The following is a 24,899-nucleotide window of genomic DNA, read 5'->3' as shown; positions in this document are numbered from 1 at the left end:
CGGGACCGCAGAGGTCCCGGGCCTTCTTGGTCCACGGCTGGACTCTTGAAGCTACGTCCGCGCCGACGCGGCGCGGAGCCTCCGCCGGGCCTCGACCATGAGGCGCAGGAGCACCACCCGTGCGGCCAGGATGACGCGCAGCGAACGCCAGCCGCGCGGGGTGGCATTGCTCTCGTGCAGCCTCCGCAGCAGGGTCGAGTCGTCCAGGTGACGGATGGAGCCCGCGGTGTTGCCGAGGATTGCGAGCCAGAGGTCGTGGGACTCGTGCAGGTACGCGGGCACCGGGACAAAGCTGGGCAGCACTTCGCGACGGAAGGCCATCCCGCAGCCGTAGTAGGCACGGTAGCCGACCATGATGCCCCAGAGGTTGGCCCGGTGGCGGCCGCTGTCGGCCGCGCGGAGCCGGGGAATCGGGGGCCGGTCGCCCCCGCCGAGCACATCGAAGTTACTGGCCACGACGGCCTGCGTGGCCAGGGCTTCCAGCATGGCGTCCAGCCGGCCCCCGATCCAGACGTCATCCTGGTCGGCCAGGAAGATCGCTCCGCCGCGGCTGGCCCGCACGGCCTGCTCGAAGGAGCGGACGTACCCCTGGTTGGCGGCGGCCTCGATCAGACGGATCCTGGGATCAGCGAGCTGCCGGATCCGCGCCACGGTGTCATCCGTGGACGCGTCGTCCACGATCACGATCTCGTCGTCGGGGCCCAGCTGGGCCAGGATCGAGGCGAGCTGTTCCTCCACGAACTCCGCGCCGTTGTACGTTGCCATGCAGATGCTGGCCCGGAGCGGAACGTCGGGCAACCGGTTCTGATCGTTCATCTGCACCATCCTAGGGGACCCCGGGCAGCGGCCGGGCATCCCGTAGGATCGAGGGACGATGTCTAAGAAACAAGGATTCCGGCTCGAATGAGAACCGTACTGCTACGACTTTCAGGGTTCACCATTCTGCCCCTGCTGTCCTTGATCACCCCGCTCCTGCTGCTCCCGGTCATCTCCGGCTTCGTCGGTGGCGAAGGAATCTCCAGCGTCATCTCGGGGCAGGCAATCGGCACCTTCGCCGCCACCATCCTGATGTGGGGCTGGAACGTGGACGGGCCCGTCGCCGTCGCCCGGGCGGCCAGCAGCGCCGACCGCGCCCGGGTCTACCTGCGCAGCATCCGGACCCGGCTGCTGCTGCTCGTCCTCACCTTGCCCGCCGCCGCCGCCGTCGCCGCGCTCGTGGCCGTTCCCGCATTCCGCTGGGAAGCCGTGGCCATGGCGTGGGCGGTCACGTTCGCGGGGATGTCGCCATCGTGGTTCTGCATCGGGCTGGGCCAGCCGCGGCTGCTGGCCGTCTACGACACCGTTCCGCGTTTCATCGCCACCGCCCTGGCCGTCCCCGTGCTGCTGATCAGCCACCAGCTCTGGTACTACACGGCCCTGGTCGCCGCCATGAGCCTGGCCTCCCTCATCGTGTTTCACCGGACCTACTCCCCCGGAGGAAACTGGTGGCCGCGCGATCTCCGTGGCGCCCTCCGGGAGCTCGGGGCCCAGGGCCGGACGGCGGGCATCAGCCTCGCCGGCAACGCCTACGCCTCCACGCCCACCCCGATTGCCACCGCCACGACCGCCCCGGCGGCGTCCGGCAGCCTGGCCACGGCCGACACGCTGTACCGCTTCGGCCTGTTCACCGTGGTGGCCCTGGGCAATGCCTTCCAGGGCTGGACCCTCGAACGCGGGGCGTCCGGCCGCAAACGACGCCATCTGGCAGCCATCTGGTCCCACATCGGACTCGGCGTGATCGGCGCGGCGGTCCTGACTGTCGCCGGACCGTTTGTCAGCGGCCTCCTTTTCGCCGGACAGGCCCAGGCAACCACCGAATTATGCTTCTACTACGGTCTCGCCTTCCTCTTCCTCAGTGCCAGCACCCCGTTCATCCGGAACCTGCTCATTCCGGCAGGCCAGCAGAGCCTCGTGTTGCGCTGGACGCTGATCTCCGCCGTATTCGGGGTCGCGGCCATGATCTACGCCGGGTCCATCGGGAACGCCCCCGGCATCGCGCTGGGCATGGCCTTGAGCGAAGCTATCCTGTTCGTGACCCTGCTGATCCCGGGGTCACGACTGCTCGCCAAAGAAAGCATGGAGCCCGTTGTCGCCGAATAATCCGTCGCCGAATGATCCGTCCCCCAGCGTCGTCGCCGTCGTCGCCGCCTATCGCCCCGATCCGTCCCTGACCGACACCGTGCGGGCCCTGCAGCAGCAGGTGGCGCACGTCGTCGTCGTGGACGACGGATCGCCGGACGGCTCCGAAGCCGTGCTGGCCGGCCTCGCGGACGCCGGCGCCCTGGTGGTCCGGCAACCGCGAAACTCCGGGATCGCGGCAGCCCTGAACGCCGGCGTCGCGGCGGCGCGGACGCGCTGGAACCCGGACTTCTTCCTCACGCTGGACCAGGACTCGCGGCCCGTCGGCGAGTACGTCCGGCGGGGCCTGGCCACCTACGCCCGCGCCACCGCCGCCGGCATGGGCGTTGGATTCGTGACGGCCGCCTCCTACAGCGGCCACCCCATCCCCGTCCTGCACACCGACGGCCGGTTCGTGCACGCCTTCGATCCGATGCAGTCCGGTTTCCTCATCCCGCGCTCCACCGTGGACCGGCTGGGCCCCTTCGAGGAGGCCCTGTTCATCGACGGCGTCGACTCCGAATTCACCATGCGCACCCGTGCCGCAGGGCTCGGCGTCCTGGTGGGTGAGGGCTGTGACATCGCCCACGACCTCGGACAGCGCGAGCCCGGCCGGCTCTTCGGCCGGCCGGTGCGGGTCCTGGGCCGGGAAATTTCGTATAACTACCACTCGCCCAGCCGGGTCTACTACATCTGCCGGAACGGGACGCTGTTGACCCTGCGCTACCTGCGCAAGTATCCGGGCTGGGTGCTGCGGCGCCTCGTGGAGGAACTGAAGGCGCATATCCTGCGCTTCACCTTCAGCCCGGGCCGCGCCAAGCTTTTGCGCGCCGCCGTCGCAGGGTTCACGGACGCGGTCCGGGGCTCGACAGGGCGGATCCCGGCGGAGTTGGAACGGCGCCTGCGCTGAAGCAGGCAGCGCCCGATGCCGCCCGGGCGGCCGCCGCCAGCGAGGACCCTGCACGCAATTGATATAGTTTGGACGATATGGAAGCCCTACCCTCCCCGCGCGTCTTGGTGATCATGCCTGCCTGGAATGAAGGCGCCGTGGTTGGCAGCACCGTGCGGGAAGTCCTCCGCACGAATGCCCGCTACGACGTGCTCGTCGTCAACGACGGCTCCACGGACTCGACGGCGCAGGAGGCGGCAGCGGCCGGTGCAACCGTCCTAAACCTGCCGTTCAACCTCGGCGTCGGGGGCGCCATGCGGGCCGGCTTCAAGTACGCCCAACGCCTCGGCTACGTCCAGGTCATCCAGGTCGACTCGGACGGCCAACACGACCCCCGGAACATTGACGAAGTCCTCGCCGGCCTCCAGCACGCGGACATCTCCATCGGCGCCCGCTTCGCCGACCGCGGCGAATACAAGGTCACCGGCCCCCGGAAGTGGGCCATGCAGCTGCTGGCCAAGGTCATTTCCGGCCTCGCCAAGACCCGCCTGACGGACGTCACCAGCGGCTTCCGGGCCGCCAACGAGCGCGCCGTCGCCCAATACCTTGACCACTATCCCGCCGAATACCTGGGCGACACGATCGACTCGCTCGTCGTGGCCATCCGCTCGGGCTGCACGGTCACGCAGGTGCCTGTGGAGATGCGGGCACGCCAGGGCGGCAAGCCAAGCCACAACCCCGTCAAGGCAGCCATTTACCTCGGAAGGTCCGTGTTCGCCCTGCTCTTCGCCCTTACCCGGAAACCCACACGCCTGGCCACCCGGGCCGCTGAACCCGCAGGAGCCTAGGACATGGGAAACATCGCAGCCTTCCTGCTGGCGCTTGCCATCGTGGCCCTGGTCATCGAGATGCTTCGGCGCAAAAAGCTCCGGGAGAAGTACGCCGTCCTCTGGCTGGTGGTCGGCGTCGCCACCCTGGTCCTGGCCGCGTTCCCCCGGCTGCTGAACATCGTTGCCGAATTCGTCGGCGTCCAGATTCCCTCCAACCTGCTGTTCGCCATGAGCATCCTCATGCTGCTGGGCGTCTGCCTGCACTTGTCTTGGGAAATCTCTGTCGTGGAGGACGAAACCCGGACCCTGGCGGAGGAGGTGGCCATCCTGCGCACCCAGCTCGAGTCCCTGGAGCAGCACCGCCACCTGTCCGCGCTGGATGCGGGCCGCCCGGATCCGGTCCCGAATCCCCTCCCGGACTCCCGCAAGAATCCCCTTGGAAATCCGCTCGCGGGTGAGGCCGCGCCGGCGGCCCAGGCCCGCGCGCACGTCACCGACCGTCCCGCCGAAAGCACGGAATCCTAAGATGCCCCTCGATATTTTCATTCCCTACTGGGGCGACCCCGGCTACATGAAGGAAACCGTCCGCAGCGTCCTGGCCCAGGACAACGGCGACTGGCTCCTGACCGTCGTGGACGACGCCTACCCCGGGACGGACATTGCCGAGTACATGGCCGGGATCCAGGATGAGCGAGTCCGCTACATCCGCAAAGACGTCAATGCCGGCATCACCGAGAACTACCGCACGTGCGTCGGGATGGCCACCCAGGAGGTCATGGTCATCCTGGGCTGCGACGATGTCCTGCTGCCGAACTACGTTGATGTGATCCTGGCCGCCCATCGGCGCTTCCCCGACGCGGCGATCATCCAGCCGGGGGTCCAGGTCATCGATGAACAGAGCCAGGTGGTGGCCACGCTGGCGGACTCCGTGAAGCAGAAGATCGTCCGTCCCAGGGGACAAGGCAAGCAGCTCATCGCCGGTGAGGCCATTGCCAGCAACCTCATGCACGGGGACTGGCTGTACTGGCCCTCCCTCGCGTTCCGGACCGACAAGATCCGCGAAGTGGACTTCCGGGACGGGTTCCCGATCATCCAGGACCTCGCCCTCATCATGGACATGATCTACAAGGGCGATCAGCTGCTGATCGAGCCCACGGTGTGCTTCCAGTACCGCCGGCACTCCAACAGCGCCTCCTCGACCAAGCTCGTTGACGGTTCACGATTCGCCGGCGAACGCGAATACTTCGCCCTGTCCGCGGAGCAGGCCGACGCTCTCGGCTGGCGCCGGGCCAAGCGCGCCGCCAAGCTCAGGCTCACGTCCCGGGCGCATGCCCTCTCTCTGCTTCCCCAGGCCGTCCTGGACCGCAACTCCACAGCCGTCAGCGCGCTCGTGCGCCACTCCTTCGGCAAGTAAACGCCCCGCAACGAAAGGTCCGCTGTGACTTCTTCCGAAACCTCCGCACGCCCAGGCGGAACCGTCCTTGTCACCGGCGGCGCCGGTTTCATTGGCTGCGCCATTTCCGCCGCCCTCGCCGACGCTTTCGACCGCGTAGTCGTGGTGGACAGCCTCCACCCGCAGATCCATGCCACGGGCGAGCGTCCGGCGGAGCTTGACGCTCGGGCGGAACTGATCGTTGCCGACGTCGCCGAGGCCCAGACGTGGGACACGGTCCTGGCGCAGCACTCCCCCGACGTCGTCATCCACCTGGCTGCTGAGACCGGAACGGGCCAGTCGCTCGAAGAGTCCACCCGGCACACGCACGTTAACGTGGTGGGCACGTCGCAGCTGCTGGACGGGCTCAACCGCCACGGCAAACTTCCGCGCAGGATCGTGCTGTCCTCCAGCCGCGCCGTGTACGGCGAGGGTGCCTGGAGCGACGCCGCCGGCAAGGCCTTCTACCCGGGACAGCGCACCAGCGCCACCCTGGACCAGGCCCAGTGGGACTTCCCCGGCGCCACCCCGCTGCCGATGAAGGCCTCCGTGACGTTCCCGGCTCCCGTGAGCGTCTACGGCGCCACGAAACTGGCCCAGGAACATGTCCTGCAGGCCTGGGCCAAGTCCTATGGTGTTGAGACCGTCATCCTGCGGCTGCAGAACGTCTACGGTCCCGGCCAGTCCCTGATCAACCCGTACACCGGCATCATGAGCCTGTTCTGCCGCATGGCGATGGGCGGGAAGTCCATTCCGCTGTACGAGGACGGCGAAGTGCGCCGCGACTTCATCCTGATCGACGACGTTGCCTCCGCGATTGTCGCCGGCGCCGTCTCCCCCACGGTCCAGGGCGAGCCCATGGACATCGGATCCGGCGAGTTCCAGACCATCGGCACCGCCGCGAAGCTCATCGCACAGCACTACAACGCGCCCGCGCCGCATGTCACCGGCCAGTACCGGCAGGGCGACGTCCGGCATGCGTGGGCGGACATCACGGCGGCGAAGGACGTGCTCGGGTGGACCCCGCAGTACAACCTCGCCCAGGGCATCGACCGGCTCGCCACCTGGATCGACGCCCAGCCCGACGTCCAGCCCGCCTGACCCGAACGGACGCTCCCGTGCCCCGGACTACTGCCGTCGTTTCCCTGTTCAACCCCGACGACGGCGTGCTGGCGAACGCCGCCGCGCTGCTCGCCCAGGCTGACGCGGTGGTGGTCGTCGACGACGGCAGCCCCCGGGACACCGCCCGGATCCTGGCCGCGTTGGAAAGCCTGGGCTGCGGTGTGGTGCGGCTCGCCGAGAACTCCGGCATCGCCGCTGCGCTCAACGCGGGAATCACCGCGGCACTCGCGGCCGCCCCGAAGCCCGACTACATCCTGACCATGGACCAGGACTCGCTGCTGGACCCCGGCTACGTCGACGCGCTTCTCACCGCCGCAGCGGCCGCCGCCGGGGCCGGCGTCCCGGTCGGCATGGTTGCCCCGGCGTCGGTCCGTGGCTTGCCGGTGCGCCGAGGCCCGGTCCTGAACGGCATCCAGCTCGGCGGGGAACCCATCCAGTCAGGACTGCTGGTGCCGGTGCCGGTCCTCGAAAAGGTGGGCCTCTTCCAGGGCCCGCTGTTCATCGACGGCGTGGACAGCGAGTTCCACCTCCGGTGCGAGGCCGCGGGTCTCCGCACCGTGCTGGCCCCCAACGCCGCGCTCAACCATGCCCTGGGCAGCCCGGCCACAGCCAACGTCTTTGGCCGCGACGTGTCCGTCGCGGGCCGGCCACTTAAGATCAGGACGGCCGCGGACTGGCGCTACTACTACCTCTTCCGGAACCGGATCCTGCTCGCACGCCAGTACGGCCGGCGCTTTCCGCTGTGGACGCTCAAGGGCCTGCTGGCGGACTACCGCCACCTGGCGATCGTCACGCTGCTGGCCCCAGGCCGCGGGATCCGCCTGGCCAACGCCTTCCGTGGCATGGCGGACGGCGTGCGCGGAGTCTCCGGGCGGCGCGCCCGGCACTAGCCGCCCGGCACTAGGTGCCCGGCACTAGCCGCCCGGGGTCCGCTCATGGGATGCGGGCCCGGGACGTGGCTTCCGGTCAGCCGGCGTTTTTGGCCCGCCGCATGACCGGGCGCTCAACGAAGAACCAGCTGGCCGCGGCGAACGGGATCGTGCACAGCGTGGCCGCCACGGTGAACCACGCGACGCCCCAGTGGTACGCGCCGAACACCGCCAGCAGCTGCTGGACGGGAAACGCGTAGATGTAGGCGCCGTAGGAGATGTCATGACGGCCCACAACGGCGGGCTGCGGCAGCCACGTGGAAATCCAGAGAAGCCCGTAAGCAATGAAGGGCGCGGCGAGCTGACCGCCGAAGCCGTCGACGAAGAAGATCGACAGGGCAGCCAGCACGATCGAGACCGGGCCGGCCACCTTGTGGATGCCGATCTTGTTGCTGAGCACCTGCACCACGGCGCCGCCGAGGAAGTACGGGATCAGGCGTGCCGCGAGTTCAAAGTCCAGGTTCGACTGCAGGTAGGGCTTGAGGACGCCGACGTTGGCCCACAGGGCCACGCTGGCAATGAACGCGGCCACCACCGGCCACGGGGACTTGCGGACCAGGGGAATGAACGCCATCACGGCGACCAGCAGGTAGCACATGAACTCGAAGTACAACGTCCACAGCGAGCCGTTCCATGCCCCCGGATAAGGCACGCCCGCCGGGGTGCCGGCAATGTCGTAGCTGACAATCCGCAGGGACAGGTTAGCGAAGATGGAATTCAAAGGCGTAGTGGGCGTCTGCATGAAGCCGTGCAGAGAGCCGTGCTGGATCACGTAGGCGATCGGGGCGAAGCCGAAGGCCATGACGATCAGGCAGACAATGAACCCCGGGAAGATCCGGGCGACACGGTGCACCAGGTACCGGCCGATCCCGCTGCCAAAGCGGCTGGCCGTAATCAGGTAACCACTGATGCCGAAGAACCCGGCCACCGCCCAGCCGCCAAGGTTTTCGCCGCGGAACCCCCAGCCGTTGCCGGCGCCGACGATGTGCCAGCTATGGGCAAGCAGGACCATGAAGGCGAGAACCAGCCTGATGAGGTTCAAGCTGTTCTTCCGCGGGTCCAGCCGGCTCCCCACTGCCGGGGCCGGCTTTGCCTTGGGTGTCAGTACAGCTGCGCTCAATTCCGGCATCCTTCATCACGTAGTCCAGACCCACAATTCTACCTTGCAGGGCCCCGCACCCCGGGCGCCGGTTGCCCTGGGTGCGCTCTTGAGCACGCGTTGCGCGCGCCGGAACGGGCACCTGGTTTGCTGTCACCGGCCAAGGTACGGAAGGATTGGGCCTATGCGTGGAATAATCCTGGCCGGCGGTACCGGCTCCCGGCTTCACCCCATCACCCTGGGCATCAGCAAGCAGCTCGTCCCCGTCTACGACAAGCCGATGATCTACTACCCCTTGTCCACGCTGATCCTTGCGGGCATCCGGGACATCCTCATTATCACCACGCCCCATGACGCGGAGCAGTTCCAGCGGCTCCTGGGCGACGGTTCCCAGTTCGGCGTCAACCTCACGTACATCCAGCAGCCTTCGCCGGACGGCCTGGCCCAGGCGTTCGTGCTGGGTGCCGAGCACATCGGCAACGAGACCGTGGCGCTGGTCCTCGGTGACAACATCTTCTACGGCCAGGGCATGGGCACGCAGCTGCGCCGGCACGCCGACATCGACGGCGGCGCGGTGTTCGGCTACTGGGTCCGCGATCCGAAGGCCTACGGCGTTGTGGAATTCGACGACGACGGCAAGGCCCTCTCGCTGGAAGAGAAGCCCGAAAAGCCGCGCAGCCACTACGCCGTGCCGGGCCTGTACTTCTACGACAACGACGTCATCGAAATCGCCAAGAACCTCAAGCCCTCGGCCCGCGGTGAACTCGAAATCACCGACGTCAACCGGACCTACCTCGAGCGCGGCAAGCTGCACGTGGAGATCCTCCCCCGCGGCACAGCCTGGCTGGACACCGGAACCTTCGATGACCTCAGCGACGCCTCCAACTTCATCCGCACCGTGGAAAACCGCCAGGGACTGAAGATCGGCGCCCCGGAAGAGATCGCCTGGCGGCTGGGCTTCCTGACCGACGACGAACTTCGCCAGCGCGCGGAGCCCCTGGTCAAGAGCGGCTACGGAGCCTATCTGCTGGGACTGCTGGACCAGACCATCTGACGTGCCCGCCTGTCCTGACGCGCCCGCCTGCGGCGGGCCGGCACCTGCCGGTGCCCGCATTTCTTCGAAGCTGAAACGTTGACCTGGTTCCAGACGCTGCCGTACCTGCTCGAGGCAGCGCTGTTCCTCCTGCTGCCCGGCGGCCTCGTGACACTGAGCCTGGGCCTGCGGCGGCTGTCCGCGGCCGCCCTGGCAGGACCGGTCACAATTTCCATTGCAGCGGTCCTCGCCGTGGTCCTGCCGTTCGCGCACATCCCGTGGTCGCCCGCTGCCGTGCTGGCCGGGGGCATCCTGCTCGCCGCCCTGCTCTTCGGCATCCGATTCTTCGCGCTCCGGCGCCTGCACCCGGGCAGAAGCCTGCGGCACACCCTGACCACCGCCTCCCTCGGGGCATGCCCCGCGGGAACTTCGCCCGCCGACGCGCAGCACCCTAAGGCAGGCCGGCCCCGCAGCGACGTCTGGGTTGCAGCGGCCTTCGTCGCGGGGGCGGCGCTGATCCTGCTTGAACTCGCAGTCGTTTTCGGCACTCCGGAAAGCTTCTCCCAGACATTCGACAACGTGTTCCACCTCAACGGGGTGCGATACATTCTCGATACCGGCAACGCGTCCTCGCTGTCGATGTCGAAGATGACCAGCGGCGACGCGGCGCCCTACTTCTATCCCGCCGCCTGGCACGGCCTGGCCGCGGCCCTCGTCCAACTGACAGGCCTGCCGATTACGGCGGCCGTGAACGTGCTGAACATGGCAGTGGCCGCAGTGGTGTGGCCGCTGGGCTGCATGATGCTGACACGGACAGTGGCGGGCAACCGGCCGGTGGCCGTCGGCGCTGCCGCGATCCTATCCGCACTGTTCGCGCCGTTCCCGCTCCTGCTGCTGGATTTCGGCGTGCTGTACCCGAATTTCCTGGCCATCAGCATGCTCCCGGCCGTCCTGGCCAGCATTGCCCTGCTGTTCCGGGTCGCGCGCGATCTTCAGTGGCCGCCGATGCCGCGGTTCACGCTGCCGCTGCTGATCCTTCCGGGACTTGCCCTTGCCCATCCGAACGGCTTCATGTCGCTCCTGGCGCTCTCGGTTCCGATCGTCCTGCAGGCCTACGCCCGTTTGGCCGCCGACCACGGTTACCGGGCCCGCCACCGGAACGTCCGGCTCCTTGCCAGCCTGGGCCTGGGCGCCGGTGCGGTGGCCCTCTATCTGCTGTGGACCAATATCCGGCCGCCGGAAGATGCCGCATTCTGGGAACCCGTGCAAACGCCCCGGGGTGCCGTGTGGGACGTTGTCGCCAACGCCGCGATCGACCGCCCGGCTGCGATCGGCGTCAGCGTGCTCATGCTGATCGGACTCTACGTGTGCTGGCGGCGCGGCGGCGGGACATGGATGATCGCAGCCTTTGTCATCACCGGTGTGCTGTACGTGGTCGTCTCCGGCACCCTGAAGGGCGATCTGCGCAGCGCCCTGACCGGCGTCTGGTACAACGACAGCAACAGGCTCGCGGCGCTCCTGCCGCTAACGGCCCTGCCGTTTGCCGCCGTCGGCGTCGATTCTTTCGCCGTCTGGCTGCGCCGCAGGCTTGACCGGCTGGCAGCGTCGCGCCCGGCAGAGACGGACAGTGCAGCCAAGGAAAAGACAGGGGCCGGCCGCGGCAGCAGGATTGCCTTCACCGCCATCTGCGGCGTACTGGCGCTTGCCGTGGTTGCGTCCCAGGTTCCCTCGATGAGGGCCGCCATCGGTTCGGCCCGGATGAACTACCTCGAAACCGACCATTCGCTGCTCATCTCCACGGACGAACAGAAGATCATTGACCGGCTGGACGGGATTGTTCCCGAGGGCGACGCCATCGCCGTGAACCCGTGGACCGGCGGTGCCCTGGCCTATGCCCTGGCCCACCGCGAGACCACCGCCAAACACATTCTGACGGCCAACACGGCCGCCGTCGACATCCTCAACCGGAACCTCCGCAACGCCGACACCGATCCTGACGTCTGTGCCGCGTTGAAGGCGACGGGCGTCCGCTACGTCCTGGACTTTGGCGCCAATGAAGTCCACTTCGGCGATCATCCCTTCCCGGGACTGGAGAACCTCAACAACTCGCTGGCCGTCCGGCTCGTACTGGCAGAAGGCGGCGCACGGCTTTACGAAGTGACAGCCTGCAGGGGCACATGAGTCCCGGGAAAGTGGGTCCGGACACGAGTCCCTGGAATGCGGCCCGCTAAATGAGTGCCGCCTAGCTGAGCTTGGCGAGTTCGGCGAGTTCGGCTTTCAGGTTCTCCGGCTCGGCCGCATCGGCCGGGAGGGCAACGGTTACCCGCACCACGGTCAAACCGTTCGCTGCCTCAAGGACATATTCCGTAGTCCCGCTGAGGCGGTTGACCGAGTACCACGCCTTGGCCCCCAAGTCCGGGACGGGCTCGGGAGACATCATCAGCCGGGGCAGTCCGAGTCCGTCCAGCGCAGCCTGGTCCGGCGCGGTGGTCCTGGCCACAAGAAGCGCATTCCCCACATCGGCGGCCTCTCCGGCACCGACGGGGGCCAGTGCGAACGTGCAGACGACGTCGGCAACGCCGTCCTTCGAGGACGCCTGGGCTTCCGCCGGCTGAACGTTGGCGGCCACAGCCCCCAGCACACGCCGGACATCGGGCAGCGCCGGCTGCGCGCAACGGTCGCCCGTCGACGGCGCCACAGTGCGGCCGTCGTGCGTCAACGGCTCGTTCCCGGGGGCGACTCCGGAGGTTGCGGTCGGAGTGGGAGCCGACGTCGGGACGGCGGCGGACTGTTCCGGGGCAGGGGCCGGAGCGGCGGTGCATCCGGCCAGGGCCAGGCTTGCGGCGAGGGCAAGCAGGCCGGTGTAGCGCAGGCCGGAGCGCCGCGCCGGGCACTGGGCCGGGTGTCGTCGGCCCGCTGCCTCACCCTCCCGGGGAACGGCCTGGCTGGTTGAGCTAGTTGAAGATGTCATACGCGACCCCCATCACAAACCGGTCTCCCGAATGCGCCGTCCTCAGGTATTGCAGGAGGTCTCCGTCGTTGAGGGAGATGCAACCCCAGGTGGGCAGGTTGTTGCCGTGGAGGAAAATCGCGAATCCCGCATTCATGGTGATGGGCGCATCCGGCGGCCGGTTGTAGTTGATGACGACGCCCTGGCGGTAATCATGGGACGGCCGGGTTGCGAAGTACCACATGTTCTCGTCCGGGAAAACGTCCGAGCTCGACTCGAAGTACTTATTGTAGTTCGCGTTGAGCCGGCCGCCCCAGCGCGAATAGGGATTGAGGGTGCGGTACGGCAGGGCCGTCCCGGGGTTGCCCAGGCCGAAGGCCTGGGTGACGGTGAAAGACCCCGTCGGGGAGAACGCCTGCCAGGTGGGCCCGGTCGCGACGCCAGGCGCCGCGAAGCCGGACTCGCCGGCGTGCCCGAGCGCGCCCCATTCTTTGGCGTAGCTTCCGTCCGGCTGGCGGACGCAGGTAATGAAGGTGATGCGGGTGGACCTGTAGTCGTCGGCAATCGCGAAGGACACCCGCGAGGCGCCGGCGGTGCGGTACTTCACGGCTCCGGAGTTGAGGGCCGGGCAGTAAGCGGCCGAGGTCAGCCTGTAACGGACGCCGGATCCCGGAACCCACTGGAGGACGCCGTACTGGAAGGACTGGCTGCAGAAACCGCTCCGGTCGCAGGCCTCGGCCGTGACCGGGTACCCGAGGGCGCCGTCCTGGGCCTTGCGGGCCGCGTAGAACTGTCCGAGACCACCCCACACTGCCTGGGTCCCGGCGCCGGCCGCATAGTAGATCCGTCCGCGCTGGAAGGACTGGGCGCAGCCACCGCCGCGGAGCCCGCAGCTTTCGGCGCCCGTCGGGTAGCCCAGGTAGCCCCGGCTACCGCCCAGGGCAAGGTAACGGGCGTTGATGGCGCCCCACACAGGGAAGGTCCCGGCACCGGGGGCAAAGTACACGGCGCCGCGCTGGAAGCGCTGCGTGCAGGCCCCGCCGGGCAGGCCGCAGGTCTCGGCGTCCAGCGGATAGCCGAGATACCCGTTCAGTCCGCCGAGGGATTCATAGGTGGCATTGATGGCGCCCCAGACTGGAAAGGTCCCCTTCCCGGTCACGTTGTAGAGGCTGCCGCGTTGGAATGCCTGCTGGCACACCCGGGGATCTCCCCCGCAGCGGGCGTCCCCGGTCGGGTAGCCGAGATAGCTTGTGACGCCGCCGCTCTTGAGCCAGGCGTCCTCCAGCGCCCCGGTCAGCAGGTGGGCGCCGGTGGCTTTGCTCCAGGCGATCGTTCCGTGTTTGAAGGTCTGCAGGCAGCCTCCGCCGGCCAGGCCGCATTGCTGCACGGCCGTCGCGGGGCCCGCGGCTCCAGTGGCGCCGCCGAGGCGCTCGTATTCGACGCCGATGGCACCGGGGACGCGGATCGCCGCCTCCGCGGCAGCTGCCGTGGGCGCCGCCGTCGGCGCCTTAGCGGCCAGCGTCGGTTCTGCCGTCGCGCGTGACGACTCCGTCGGCGTCGGTTTTGGCGTCGCCGTCGGCGTCGGTTGTGTTGTTGCCGTGACCGGGCCAGCGGTCGCAGTGGCCGGTGTTGCCGTGGCCGGCCCAGCGGTCGCCGTGGCCGGCGCCGCCGTGGGTGGGCTGGCGGTGGCGGCGTTGCCTGCGGTGGCCGATGGTGCGGGCTGCGGTGGCGGGGAGCTGTCCGCGGAGGCTCCCTGGGCGAGGCTGGCCGCCACGATGCCGGTTACGGCCGCGGCTGCCACGGCCCTCGTCATGATTCGCAGCCAACCGGGCCACGAAGGCCCCGGTCCCCTGCCGCGTCGCTCGCTGGACCCCACAGCTGTCATCGTTGCTCCCGCATCCCCCGGTACGGGGCTGAGCCCCCGTTTCGGGCCTATCCTAACGGACAGCCTGCGGGGAGCCGGCCGGGCACGCCGCTACACGGCGAGGGACCTGCTACATGGCGAGGGACCTGCGCCGGAGTTCGCCGACGACGTCGTGCACTTCTCCGTCCATGACGATTTGGCCGTGTTCGAGCAGCACACCGCGCTCACACACGGTGGCCACGAGGTCCAGGTCATGGCTCACGACAAACAGGGTCTTCCCCATGTCCGAGAGTTCCTTGATCTTCGCGATGCACTTGCGCTGGAAGGGCTCGTCACCCACGGCGAGGATCTCGTCGATCAGGAAGACTTCCGGGTCCGTGTGCACAGCGATGCTGAACGCCAGCCGCAGGTACATGCCGGAGGAATAGAACTTCACCTCGGTGTCGATGAACTCGCCGATTTCGGAGAATTCCACGATCGAGTCGAACTTCTCGTCGATCTGTTTTTCGGTCATGCCCAGGATGGCGCCGTTGAGGTAGACGTTGTCCCGTCCGCTGAGGTCGTGGTGGAAGCCTGCGCCGACCTCGATCAGGCCGGCGACGCGGCCGCGCGTGCGCACCGTGCCGCCGTCGGGCTGCAGGACCCCGGAAATGAGCTTCAGGAGCGTTGACTTTCCGGAGCCGTTGAGCCCCATGAGCGCCACCGTCTCGCCTTGCTTGACTTCAAGCGAGACGTGGTTGAGGGCCAGGAACTTCTTCGACAGGTCACCCTTGCGCCCCCTCACGAGCCAGACGAGGGCTTCCTTCAGGGAACGGGTGTGCCGGAGCACGAACTGTTTCCGGACGTCGGTGCAGATGATGGCCACGTGGCCTTGCGGCGTCATGTCAGAGCTCCTGAGCGAAGTGGACGGCGAGCCGGCGGAACGTCAACTGCCCGACGAACAGCACGGCCAGCGTGATCAGCATGGCGATGGGCAGCCACAGCGTCAGCATGCCGGGGGGTGTGGCGTCGTTGACCAGCTGGTCCGCCTTGAGCGTCGGTTCCCAGAAGGCCCAGTGGAAGACCTCGACGGCGACCGTCATCGGGTTCAGCTGGTAGATCCAGAACCAGTCGCCCATCACCTTTGCGACCATCGTCCAGAGGTAGAGGACCGGAGAAGCCCAGGTGACGACCATGACGATCATGTCGACGATGTTTTCCGAGTCCCGGAAATAGACGTTCATGGCGCCGAACAGCAGGCCCAGGCCCGTGCCCAGGACGGCGACCATGAGGAAGATCAGGACCACCGCGGCGAGCTGCAGCAGCGTGGGCGCCCACCCGACCACCAGGCAGGCACCGACCAGCACCACCAGCTGGGGCAGGAAGTGCGCTGCCGAGACCCAGACCGTTGCCACCGGGAAGAGTTCCCGGGGCAGGTAGATCTTCCGGATCAGGTCCCGGTTGTCCACGATCGAGCGGGTGGCGTTGGACAGTGATTCCGTGAAGAAGTTCACCAGGACAATGCCGGAGAACAGGTAGATCGCATAGTTTGGCGTTCCCCGCTGAAGGTTCAGGAAGATGCCCAGCGCCACGAAGTAGATCAGGAACTGCACGAGCGGCTTCACATAGGACCACAGCAGGCCCAGCACGGAGCCGCGGTAGCGCACCTTGATTTCCTTGCGCACCAGCAGCTTCAGGAGGAAGCGGTCGCCGTAGACGTCCAGGAGCCCGTGCCCGGATCCGGGCTTGATCAGTTGGTCGGTTTGACCAGCCATCTACCTGCCGTCCTCGGAGTTCGCCTCGAACGTCTTCTTCCACGCGTCGATGGAGCTGATCTCGGTGACGGCGCGGCGGTACTGTGCGGCAAGACTGTCCCATTCCCGGAACAGTTTTGCGTGCAGCATGGTCGCTTCGGTCAGCATCGATTTGAGCTTCTTCGGGTCGCGCTGGTACCACGAGGCGCCCGTGCCCTCCGCGTTGGAGACCACCACACTGTCATAGTGCGCCACCCGGTACCACCGGTTGTCGCGGTGGGCCAGGTAGCCCTGGGGCCGTTCGGCGCTTTCCGGTCCCGGCGCCTTGATGAGCTGGCGCGCCACCGTTTTGATGCCCCACGGGATCAGCTGCTTCTTGCTGGGAAGGCCCACGACGGTCCCGCCCATCGGCCCGCGGCCGATCTTGGGCGCCGGGAAGTCATCGACGTCTTCCTTCAGCTGGGCGTCCGGGTACTGCGCCTTCAGCGCGTTGATTTCCGGCAGCTTGGTGCCGAGCACCTTGTGGAGGTCGTCGGGACCCTTCAGGAGGTCCCGCAGCGCGTCGATACGCCCGTGCTCGGTGAAGTACTGCATGGACACGAGGTGCTTGACGTCGGACTGGAAAGATTCGCGCAGCACGCGGCCGCCCTTAGGGTACGGGCTGTGGATCAGGGTGGTGATCAGCCGGTTCCGCGCGTGGAAGTAGGCCTGCCAGCCGACGAGGTCATCCTTGTCGATCCAGGACACGTGCCAGACGGCAGCACCCGGCATCGACACCGTGGCAAAGCCCGCTTCACGGGCGCGCAGCCCGTATTCGGCGTCGTCCCATTTGATGAACAGAGGCAGGGACAGCCCGATTTCCTGGATCACCTTCGTGGGGATCAGGCACATCCACCAGCCGTTGTAGTCCACGTCCACGCGGCGGTGCAGCCACGGTGTCTGGCGCAGGTTCGCGACGCTGAAATCGTGCCGTGTCTCCATGTCGGCATGCGGCAGGGCCGGGACGATCCGGTAGGGGTCCACCACCTCGCCGAAGGTGTGCAGGACGCTGCGGTTGTAGAGGTCGAACATGTGGCCGCCGACAATCGTCGGCTTGCGGCAGTGGTCGGCGAAGGTCAGGAGCCGGACGATGCTCTCGGGTTCGACGACGATGTCGTCGTCGAGCAGCAGGGCGTAGTCGCTGCCGTTTTCGACGGCCTCGAACATGCCCCGCGCGAAGCCGCCGGAGCCGCCGAGGTTGGCCTGGTTGATGACCCGCAGCTTGCCGCCGAGGGCGTCCCGCACAGCGGCGAAGCCCTCCTGGTCCTGGACCTTCTGCGTGCCCTGGTCCACGATCAGGATTTCCTTGACGTTCTCAAGGACCTCCGCGTTCTCCGCCAGGATGCGGGCGTTGTTCAGGCAGAAGTCCGGCTTGTTCATCGTGGTGATTTCCAGGGTCACCTGGCCCTTGGTCGCGGGGCCACCGGTGGCTTGCCACGCGCCGTTCTTCAGGACGAGGTCGCCGGTGCTGGCGGCCAGGTCGAACCAGTACCAGCCGCCGTCGCCGAAAGGCTTGAGCGAGAGCTCGAACGTGGAGGTGGTGTCGCCGTCGACGTGCTTGCCGTCGACGCGCTGGACTGAGCCGCGGGCGTTCGACTTGTAGACGGTGACCGTTCCCGGGCCCGACGTCTCCACGACCAGGCGGATGTCACGCACCGAGGTCCAGCGGCGCCAGTAGCTGGCAGGGAAGGCGTTGAAGTAGGTGCCGAACGAGATCTGCTCCCCGGAGCGCACGCGCATGGAGTGCCGGCCAAGGAGGTCCTCGAAGTGCGCCTCGCGGCTCTCCGAGCTGAACATCTGCAGCTTGTCTTCGAGCAGCTTGGGGGTGCGGGCGAATTCGTCATTCTCCCGGAGCCGGATGCCGCTGGCGGTGCCAGCGTCAACGTAGAGGGATACGGTGTCGGTCTGGTCCGTCGATGGCAGGATGACCCGCTGAATCGGGTTCCAGCCGGGTGTCGTTTCAGCGGCGCTCATGCGTCCACTCCTCCGCTTTCAATCGTGGCGCCGGCCTCGAAATGCGGCCGGATCTTGTTCTCAAACATGGTCAGGGCAGAGCCGATGGCCATGTGCATGTCCAGGTATTTGTAGGTGCCGAGGCGTCCGCCGAAGAGGACGTCCTTCTCGGCTGCCGCGAGGTCGCGGTACTTAAGCAGGCGCTCCCGGTCGGCGGAAGTGTTGATCGGGTAATAGGGCTCGTCGCCCTTTTCCGCCGCGCGGGAGAATTCGCGCATGATGACGGTCTTCTCCGTCTGGTAGTCGCGTTCCGGGTGGAAGTGGCGCGGCTCGATGATGCGTGTGAACGGCACGTCGTCGTCGTTGTAGTTGACCACGGAAGTTCCCTGGAAATCGCCGACGTCGAGGACTTCTTCCTCGAAGTCGATCGTGCGCCAGGAGAGATCGCCTTCGGCGTAGTCGAAGTAGCGGTCGACGGGACCGGTATAAACAACCGGGATGGTGCCGACCACCTTGTCCTTGCTGTACTCGTGCGACTCGTCGAAGAAGTCCGTGTTGAGCCGGACCTCAATGTTCGGGTGCTCGGCCATCTTCTCGATCCAGGCCGTGTAGCCGTTGGTCGGCAGGCCCTCGTACTTGTCGTTGAAGTAACGGTTGTCGTAGTTGTACCGGACGGGGAGGCGGGAAATGATGCCCGCGGGCAGGTCCTTGGGATCCGTCTGCCACTGCTTGCCGGTGTAGTGCTTGATGAACGCCTCGTAGAGCGGACGGCCGATGAGCTGGATGCCCTTGTCGTTCAGGTTCTGCGGATCGGTGCCCGCCAGTTCGCCGGCCTGTTCGGTGATCAGTTCCCGCGCCTGGCCGGGGGTGAGGTTGGCCCGGAAGAACTGGTTGATCGTGGCCAGGTTGATGGGCAGGGAGTACACCTCGCCCTTGTGCACGCCATAGACCTTGTGAACGTAGTTCGTGAAGGTGGTGAAGCGGTTCACGTACTCCCACACACGGTCGTTGGACGTGTGGAAGAGGTGGGCACCGTAGCGGTGCACCTCGATGCCGGTCTGTTCTTCCTTTTCGCTGTAGGCATTGCCGCCGATGTGGTGGCGGCGGTCGATGACGACTACCTTCAAGCCCAGCTCTGTGGCGGCCTGTTCTGCGATTGTCAGGCCAAAGAAGCCCGACCCTACGATGACGAGGTCAGCGGTCACAAACTCTCCTGATTCGAATGCGGGCAGCCCAATGTTGCGCATTGTCTGCTGCTCTAGCCTACCCGAGGCGCCATTGCAGTCGGCGCCCGGCCCGCGTCGCGCGGCCCGCGTGCGGCGCGCTTGCAGCCCGTATGCGGCGCGGGTGCTGCGCGCGTACGGCGCGGGTGCTGCGCATGCGCTGCCTGCTCCGGGGTTGTCCACATAGCCCAATTTCGCGGCCGCAACCAAGCCGACGCGCCCCTAACGTGGGAAGCGGGCCGCCACGCGGGAAAGGACGCCCCCTGATGATTTTCCACTGCACGCTCGTGCCGGGCACTGCCCTCCACGGCACTCTCACGCAGGGCACCCACGGGTCTGGATCGACGACGGAAGGGCAGCTCATCGAGCTCGCCGTCGATATGCCAGCCCCTTGCACCGGCGCAGATCTGGAAGCTGCCATCGCCCGGCGCCACGGGACAGGTGAACTGTTTGTCCGGGGAGCCCCGGTTTCCGCCATGACGGTGGGCGTCGCTCCCCTGGTCCCGGGCGCCGTGCTGATTGACGGTGCTCCGTCCACTAGGGGCTCCGGGCTTGCGGGCAGTGGATTTGCCGGCACCGCGTCTCCCGATGGTTCCTCCGCGCGATCCCGGCCCCGGCCCGGGCACCCGAAACCTGCCATGCTGTTGCTCGCCGTCCACAGCGGTCCCGGCGCGGGCACCGTCGTCGCGCTGCAGCGGGGCCAGTTCCGGATCGGACGCAGCGGGACAGAGATCCAGATCCCTGACGCCGCACTCTCCCGGGAGCACGCACGCCTGGACGTCTCGGACTCGGCCGTCACGATCGTCGACCTCGGGAGCGCGAACGGAACCAGCGTCGACGGCCGCAAAGTGCGGGCGGCGCCGGTAACCACGGCGTCCTCGATCCGCTGCGGCGACTCCACCATGTCGCTCCGGCTAGGGCCGCCGACCGAGCCGGACGCTGCGGCGGCCTCCCTGACGGCGTATGCAGGCGGCAGCGTGGCCGAGCCACTTGTTGTCCGCGGCACCGCTGCCCCAGGCCACCGGGCCGCCGTGGTTCTGGCCGCGGTGCTGCCGCTCCTGACCGGCATCGGCCTGGCGCTGCTCACCGGCATGTGGATGTTCCTGGCCTTTACCGCGGTATCTGCCGTATCCGTCCTCGTCCCGGTTCTGTCGGGCCGGCGCCAGCGCCGCGGGCTCGCCGCTGCCATCGCGGCGGCGGTGTTGCAGGACCGGGACCGACGCCGGCAGGCCGCCCCCTCCGCGGCGGACCTTGTTCTTACTTCTGCGGCCGAGGCCTCCGCACCACGCGGCGCATCCCGCGGGGAGCCTCCGGGCATCTGGCTGCGACTCGGCCTAGCGGATCAGCGGGCGAATATCCGGCTGGAACCGCCCGAATCCGGCTTCCGGCCCCCGGCCCTAGGCCCGGCGCCCCTAACCTTGGACCCGGCGTCTGCGGTGGTGACTATCCACGGGCCCGCGGCCGCGGCCGCCGGGCTGCTGCGCTCCTTCATCCTGCAACTGGCCGCCTACCCCCACGCCGGCAGCACCTGTGTGCTCCTGCACGGCGCGGCGGACACGCTGCCGTTGGCGGCGCGCTTCCTGCCCGGCGTCACGTTGTCCGCGACTCACGCTGTCACCGCAGCCCGCTTGGCTGGCGGCCCCGGGGAGGGAGGTGCCCACGGAGTCCTCATCCTCTGGGACGCTCCCTGGCAAGCCAGGAAGTTCAGTGCCGCGGCCGGTCCGGACGTTGCCGATGAGGACGCGGCCGAACGGGGCGCTGCCGGTCGGGCCGCTGCCGGTCGGGCCGCTGCCGGAACGCGGCCCACGTTGCGGCACTTGGCCACGGCATACGGCTGGAGGGTGATTGAGTATCTACCGGAACAAGGCCCCGATCAGCACCCCGGCATCGTCCTCGGCCGGCCCGGCGCCCTCATCACGGCAGAAGCCCCACCTGTGGAGTTCATCCCTGATCTTGTCCCGCCGGGCGTCTTTGACCGTTTTTGCCGCAGATTCAACGCCGCCGGGCGGACCCCGGCGGATCTCCCGCCAACCGTCCCGCACCGCTGTGGACTGGCGGACGTTCTTCCCCTCGCGGCTGCGGATATCTCCCGGCGCTGGGCCCGGAGCCGCTCCCCCGCCGGACTGGGGGTTCTTGTCGGTATGGGAAGCTCGGGGGCCATTCGGATCGATGTGAAGGCGGACGGCCCGCACTTCCTGGTCGCAGGGACTACGGGTTCCGGGAAATCGGGGTTTCTGCGGACCTTCGCCGCCGGGCTCGCGGCCAGTCATCCCCCGGACCGGGTCAACCTGCTCTTCATCGATTTCAAGGGCGGCTCGGGCCTGGGCCCGCTGACCGGGCTCCCGCACTGCGTCGGCCTGCTGACGGATCTCGGCGCTCCCGACGTGGAGCGCACGCTCGTCTCATTGCGGGCCGAGGTTCGGCGCAGGGAAGAGCTGCTGGCTCGGGTGAATGCGCCGGATCTTGCGACGTATGAGTCATCACGAGGGGACGGCCCGGCCGTGCCCTATCTGGTCATCGTCGTTGACGAGTTCAGGATCCTGGTGGACGAAGCCCCCGACGCCCTGTCCGAACTCATGCGGATTGCTGCCATCGGCCGGTCGCTGGGGATCCATCTCATCATGGCCACCCAGCGCCCTCAGGGAGCCCTGAACGCCGACATCAGGGCCAATGTCACCACCTGCATCGCCCTCCGGGTCCAGTCCAGCCTCGAATCGGTCGACGTCATGGGCTCCGGCCTCGCGGCCGCCATCCCCATCGCACGGCCCGGGCGGGCGTTCTTGATCCGCGGCACACAATCCCCAGAGGAGTTCCAGACGGCCACCATGACGTCCGGGACGGACGCGCCGGCAGACGGTACAGTCACGGTGCGCACAGTCACGGAGACTTTGACCCGGCCGCAGACGGCCGGCCTCGCGGCCGACGGCTTCCCCGGTCGGCAGGAAGACTCCGGCGCCGCGGCCCGGACGCCGGCACAGGTGGCCGCGCCGCTCATCGACGTCGTTGCGGGCCTTTGGCAGGAACGCGGCGGCCCGCTGCCGCGCCGGCCCGTAGCGGACCCCCTGCCGGAACGATTGCCGTACCCGGGTCCAGGGCAGGCCGACCGGGACCTGATCCGATTGGGCCGGGTAGACCTGCCGGAACTCCAATGCGTCAGGGAACTGAGCTGGAGCCCTGACAAGCATGGGCATCTGGGCTTCGTCGGCGCCGGGGCCGGCACCAGCGACGCCACTCTGGCCCTCACAGTCGATCAGCTTCTGGCCGGCAATCTGGAGTCGCACCTCTACGTCCTCGACGCCACCGGTGCATTCGTCTCCATCGCGGCGGCGCCCCGGTCCGGCGCGGTGGCAGGCCTGCACGAACTCCGACGGGCCGCCAGGGTGCTGCAACGGGTCGCGGAAGAAGTCACTTTCCGGCTCAGTGTGCCGGCGGCCTCCCCCCGGCCCTTACTGGTCCTGGTGCTCAACGCCTGGGGTACCTGGGTGTCGGCCTTCCGTTCCGGGCCGCTGGCATGGGCCGAAGACCTGGTCCATGACATCGTGCGCGACGGACCCCGGGCCGGGATCACTGTTGTGGTCTCCGGCGAGCGCGAGCTCGTGACGTCCAGGTTTTTCGCCGCATTGCCAAACCGGATCTTCTTTCCCGCGGGGTCCACCGACGCGGGCCGTCTTGCCTGGCCGCGGCTTCCGGCGTTGGGGCCGATCCCGGGGCGCGTCGCCGTATTCGGTGCGTTCGTCCCGGTTCCCGGGGCAACCGGGCACCCGGCCCAGATGTTCGAGCCGATGGCAACTGGCGGGCGGAGCAAGGTTTTCGGAGCCGTCGCGACGAAGCCGTTTCGGGTCGACGCCCTGCCAACACTGGTGACGGTGGACGAGGTTCTGGCCGGCTGCAGGGCTCCCGGGGGCGGCCCTCGGAGTGCGCCGCCTGCGCCGTCCGTGCGACCCGCGTCCACGATCGCTGCCGCGTCTGCTGCAGTGGATCGTGCAGTGGATGGTGGAGTGCCCGGGACCGCACGGGTCCCGGTCCCGGCCACCGAACTGCTCATCGGGGTGGCCGGAGACGAGCTCCGGCCGTGTGGAATCCGGCTGCCGGCCGGCGGTGTCCTTGCGGTCCTTGGCGGCCCGGCATCCGGGAAGAGCACGTTGCTGGCCGCGCTCCCGGCGATGAACCCTGCAGGAGCATGGCTCTCACCGCAGCCAGGGACCGATCCCGGCCAATACTGGTCCGCAGTCCATGCCTCCGCGCTCGCTGGCACCCTCGACCGGACTGCGATAGCGCTGGCAGATGACGCTGATCTGCTCCCGCCCGAGGCCAACAGCAACCTGGCGACGCTAAACAGCCTGGGCTGGCGTGTGGTCCTGGCCGCGGGTTCCGGCCCCGGATTCGGGCAACGCGTAACCCTCGCCGGCATCGCGCGCAGCCAGGGACGGGCGGTCCTGATTCGTCCGCGGGGTCTCATCGACGGCGACATGTTCGGCGTTCGGTTCGAACCGGAACAGAATCCTCCGCCAGGACGCGCTGTCGTCATATCCGACGGCCGGGCGACGCCCGTCCAACTGGCTGCAGACCGACTTACCGGCGGCCCGGTCCGCATATCCCCCGGACGGAGGGCCGCACGTGCTGGGCCGCTACAGGACTCGACGTGAGCGGGCGGGAGGTAGGCTGCGGGTCGCTACAGGGCGGGCGGGGCTCCGGCTGCCCGTGACCCGAAGGCGATGACCCGCTTGTCGAACAGGAGCACAATGGCCGTGGCTGCAGGAACCACCATGGCCAGTCCGGCGAGCGGATAGCCGCCGGTCAGGGTCGGGAAGCCGATGCTCAGGACGATGAGCTGGGCTATCAGGGCACCTGCCCGCGGCCAGCGGAACCCCCGCATGAGGAAGCGTGCCACGGCGAAAAGCCAGACGGAGGCCGCCAGAAGGAGGCACAGCGTGAAGACGGCGCCCCAGAAGGAGAGTACCGGTGCCCCGGTCACGAGCTGGGTCCCGTACCAGACGCCCGCCAGGAGCAGGGCCGTGGCTTCAAGCGCCACGACGACGGCGATGACGACGACGGCGCGGGGCCGCACGACGGCTGTGGCGGGGTCGCCGGCCTCGCGCCGGAGGGGATTTTCGCCGGGATTCCCCCCTGCATGGTTGCTTGGACTGTCGCCCGCATTTTCAGCGGCATTTTCGCGGGGATCTTCGGGGTTCACGGGGGGCCTTGACACACTGGCACACTACCGGACATAGTCGTCTAGATGTGAGGACGTCGCTACTCAATGTGATGCATCGCTCACGGTCTCGAGGCATTTTGACCTCTATTACCCCTTGTTTACACAGCGTTAACATGACACGCTTAATCCAGATGACCGAGGGGGCCCCAATGGGCCCTTTTCTTATGAAGCCTCTAGTGAATAATTTCACAAAGGCATTTAACGAGTTCCCAGGAATGGAGTGACTGATCAGCATGGATTGGCGTAACCGCGCAGCCTGCCTTGACAAGGACCCGGAGCTGTTCTTTCCCGTTGGAAACACCGGCCCTGCCCTCCTGCAGATCGAGGAAGCGAAGAGCGTTTGCCGGCGCTGCCCCGTTGTGGACACCTGCCTGCAATGGGCGTTGGAGTCCGGCCAGGACGCCGGCGTCTGGGGCGGCATGAGCGAGGAC

20 protein-coding genes are annotated in these 24,899 nt (G+C 67.8%); 11 read left to right on the top strand and 9 right to left on the bottom strand.

Annotated elements, in window-relative coordinates; genetic code table 11:
- Positions 1-51: 51 nt before the first annotated feature.
- Positions 52-816, bottom strand: coding sequence for a glycosyltransferase (locus ABD243_RS15320; protein ID WP_344367303.1), 765 nt, complete (start codon positions 814-816; stop codon positions 52-54).
- A gap of 87 nt (positions 817-903) precedes the next feature.
- On the opposite strand from ABD243_RS15320, the gene ABD243_RS15315 reads away from it, so the two are divergent.
- The 7 genes from ABD243_RS15315 to ABD243_RS15285 all read left to right on the top strand — a co-directional run bounded on the left by ABD243_RS15315 (position 904) and on the right by ABD243_RS15285 (position 7,320).
- On the top strand, positions 904-2,139 hold the full coding sequence (locus ABD243_RS15315) for a polysaccharide biosynthesis protein (protein ID WP_344367302.1): 1,236 nt from the start codon (positions 904-906) through the stop codon (positions 2,137-2,139).
- On the top strand, positions 2,126-3,067 hold the full coding sequence (locus ABD243_RS15310; RefSeq protein WP_344367301.1) for a glycosyltransferase: 942 nt from the start codon (positions 2,126-2,128) through the stop codon (positions 3,065-3,067). The genes ABD243_RS15315 and ABD243_RS15310 overlap by 14 nt, the downstream gene beginning before the upstream one ends.
- 77 nt (positions 3,068-3,144) lie before the next feature.
- Positions 3,145-3,894 carry a glycosyltransferase family 2 protein gene (locus ABD243_RS15305; protein WP_116766841.1) on the top strand — a complete coding sequence of 250 codons (750 nt, stop codon included), beginning with the start codon at positions 3,145-3,147 and terminating at the stop codon, positions 3,892-3,894.
- A 3-nt stretch (positions 3,895-3,897) separates the two neighbouring features.
- On the top strand, positions 3,898-4,401 hold the full coding sequence (locus tag ABD243_RS15300; protein WP_344367300.1) for a DUF2304 domain-containing protein: 504 nt from the start codon (positions 3,898-3,900) through the stop codon (positions 4,399-4,401).
- A 1-nt stretch (position 4,402) separates the two neighbouring features.
- On the top strand, positions 4,403-5,290 hold the full coding sequence (locus ABD243_RS15295) for a glycosyltransferase family 2 protein (RefSeq protein ID WP_116766840.1): 888 nt from the start codon (positions 4,403-4,405) through the stop codon (positions 5,288-5,290).
- A 24-nt stretch (positions 5,291-5,314) separates the two neighbouring features.
- A complete protein-coding gene (locus ABD243_RS15290) occupies positions 5,315-6,409 on the top strand; it encodes an NAD-dependent epimerase/dehydratase family protein (RefSeq protein WP_344367299.1) in 1,095 nt (364 codons plus the stop codon).
- A 17-nt stretch (positions 6,410-6,426) separates the two neighbouring features.
- A complete protein-coding gene (locus ABD243_RS15285; protein WP_344367298.1) occupies positions 6,427-7,320 on the top strand; it encodes a glycosyltransferase in 894 nt (297 codons plus the stop codon).
- Positions 7,321-7,396: 76 nt separating this feature from the next.
- Here the strand turns inward: ABD243_RS15285 and ABD243_RS15280 are convergent, their stop codons facing one another.
- Positions 7,397-8,479, bottom strand: a complete 1,083-nt coding sequence (locus ABD243_RS15280) for an acyltransferase family protein (RefSeq protein ID WP_344367297.1) — start codon at positions 8,477-8,479, stop codon at positions 7,397-7,399.
- A 163-nt stretch (positions 8,480-8,642) separates the two neighbouring features.
- Here ABD243_RS15280 and rfbA point away from each other — a divergent pair, with 163 nt between their 5' ends.
- Entirely contained in the window at positions 8,643-9,512 is an 870-nt protein-coding gene (rfbA, locus tag ABD243_RS15275; protein WP_116766836.1) for a glucose-1-phosphate thymidylyltransferase RfbA, read from the top strand.
- 78 nt (positions 9,513-9,590) lie between these two features.
- Positions 9,591-11,672 (top strand): DUF6541 family protein, encoded by a 2,082-nt coding sequence (locus tag ABD243_RS15270; protein ID WP_344367296.1) that lies wholly within the window; start codon positions 9,591-9,593, stop codon positions 11,670-11,672.
- Between the two features lie 61 nt (positions 11,673-11,733).
- Here the strand turns inward: ABD243_RS15270 and ABD243_RS15265 are convergent, their stop codons facing one another.
- From ABD243_RS15265 to glf, 6 genes are all read right to left on the bottom strand, one after another.
- A complete protein-coding gene (locus tag ABD243_RS15265; protein ID WP_344367295.1) occupies positions 11,734-12,462 on the bottom strand; it encodes a hypothetical protein in 729 nt (242 codons plus the stop codon).
- Entirely contained in the window at positions 12,446-14,254 is a 1,809-nt protein-coding gene (locus ABD243_RS15260) for a L,D-transpeptidase family protein (RefSeq protein WP_344367294.1), read from the bottom strand. Before ABD243_RS15260 ends, ABD243_RS15265 begins: the two co-directional genes overlap by 17 nt.
- A gap of 181 nt (positions 14,255-14,435) precedes the next feature.
- On the bottom strand, positions 14,436-15,188 hold the full coding sequence (locus ABD243_RS15255; protein WP_344367293.1) for an ABC transporter ATP-binding protein: 753 nt from the start codon (positions 15,186-15,188) through the stop codon (positions 14,436-14,438).
- Position 15,189: 1 nt separating this feature from the next.
- Positions 15,190-16,059, bottom strand: a complete 870-nt coding sequence (locus ABD243_RS15250) for an ABC transporter permease (RefSeq protein ID WP_344367292.1) — start codon at positions 16,057-16,059, stop codon at positions 15,190-15,192.
- Entirely contained in the window at positions 16,060-18,051 is a 1,992-nt protein-coding gene (locus ABD243_RS15245; protein WP_116766830.1) for a glycosyltransferase, read from the bottom strand.
- Positions 18,048-19,235 (bottom strand): UDP-galactopyranose mutase, encoded by a 1,188-nt coding sequence (gene glf, locus ABD243_RS15240; protein WP_344367291.1) that lies wholly within the window; start codon positions 19,233-19,235, stop codon positions 18,048-18,050. The genes ABD243_RS15245 and glf overlap by 4 nt, the downstream gene beginning before the upstream one ends.
- Before the next feature lie 284 nt (positions 19,236-19,519).
- Here glf and ABD243_RS15235 point away from each other — a divergent pair, with 284 nt between their 5' ends.
- A complete protein-coding gene (locus ABD243_RS15235; protein WP_344367290.1) occupies positions 19,520-23,899 on the top strand; it encodes an FtsK/SpoIIIE domain-containing protein in 4,380 nt (1,459 codons plus the stop codon).
- Between the two features lie 26 nt (positions 23,900-23,925).
- On the opposite strand, the gene ABD243_RS15230 is transcribed toward ABD243_RS15235, so the two are convergent.
- A complete protein-coding gene (locus tag ABD243_RS15230; protein WP_425547219.1) occupies positions 23,926-24,462 on the bottom strand; it encodes a hypothetical protein in 537 nt (178 codons plus the stop codon).
- A 239-nt stretch (positions 24,463-24,701) separates the two neighbouring features.
- Here ABD243_RS15230 and ABD243_RS15225 point away from each other — a divergent pair.
- Positions 24,702-24,899 (top strand): WhiB family transcriptional regulator (locus tag ABD243_RS15225; protein ID WP_344367289.1); only part of this gene is annotated, 198 nt, incomplete at its 3' end.

Source organism: Arthrobacter humicola, from assembly GCF_039531445.1.
Classification (GTDB): Bacteria; Actinomycetota; Actinomycetes; order Actinomycetales; family Micrococcaceae; genus Arthrobacter; species Arthrobacter humicola.
The sequence above is the reverse complement of the archived record's forward strand: the minus strand, read 5'-3'. Positions and strand labels throughout refer to the sequence as shown.

What these genes read in the sequence shown, in the direction of transcription:
- ABD243_RS15320 (WP_344367303.1), bottom strand. Translation starts at nt 816, where the DNA reads ATGAACGATCAGAACCGGTTGCCCGACGTTCCGCTCCGGGCCAGCATC.
- ABD243_RS15300 (WP_344367300.1), top strand. Translation starts at nt 3,898, where the DNA reads ATGGGAAACATCGCAGCCTTCCTGCTGGCGCTTGCCATCGTGGCCCTG.
- ABD243_RS15315 (WP_344367302.1), top strand. Translation starts at nt 904, where the DNA reads ATGAGAACCGTACTGCTACGACTTTCAGGGTTCACCATTCTGCCCCTG.
- ABD243_RS15255 (WP_344367293.1), bottom strand. Translation starts at nt 15,188, where the DNA reads ATGACGCCGCAAGGCCACGTGGCCATCATCTGCACCGACGTCCGGAAA.
- ABD243_RS15260 (WP_344367294.1), bottom strand. Translation starts at nt 14,254, where the DNA reads ATGACGAGGGCCGTGGCAGCCGCGGCCGTAACCGGCATCGTGGCGGCC.
- ABD243_RS15235 (WP_344367290.1), top strand. Translation starts at nt 19,520, where the DNA reads ATGATTTTCCACTGCACGCTCGTGCCGGGCACTGCCCTCCACGGCACT.
- rfbA (WP_116766836.1), top strand. Translation starts at nt 8,643, where the DNA reads ATGCGTGGAATAATCCTGGCCGGCGGTACCGGCTCCCGGCTTCACCCC.
- ABD243_RS15295 (WP_116766840.1), top strand. Translation starts at nt 4,403, where the DNA reads ATGCCCCTCGATATTTTCATTCCCTACTGGGGCGACCCCGGCTACATG.
- ABD243_RS15265 (WP_344367295.1), bottom strand. Translation starts at nt 12,462, where the DNA reads ATGACATCTTCAACTAGCTCAACCAGCCAGGCCGTTCCCCGGGAGGGT.
- ABD243_RS15245 (WP_116766830.1), bottom strand. Translation starts at nt 18,051, where the DNA reads ATGAGCGCCGCTGAAACGACACCCGGCTGGAACCCGATTCAGCGGGTC.
- ABD243_RS15305 (WP_116766841.1), top strand. Translation starts at nt 3,145, where the DNA reads ATGGAAGCCCTACCCTCCCCGCGCGTCTTGGTGATCATGCCTGCCTGG.
- ABD243_RS15250 (WP_344367292.1), bottom strand. Translation starts at nt 16,059, where the DNA reads ATGGCTGGTCAAACCGACCAACTGATCAAGCCCGGATCCGGGCACGGG.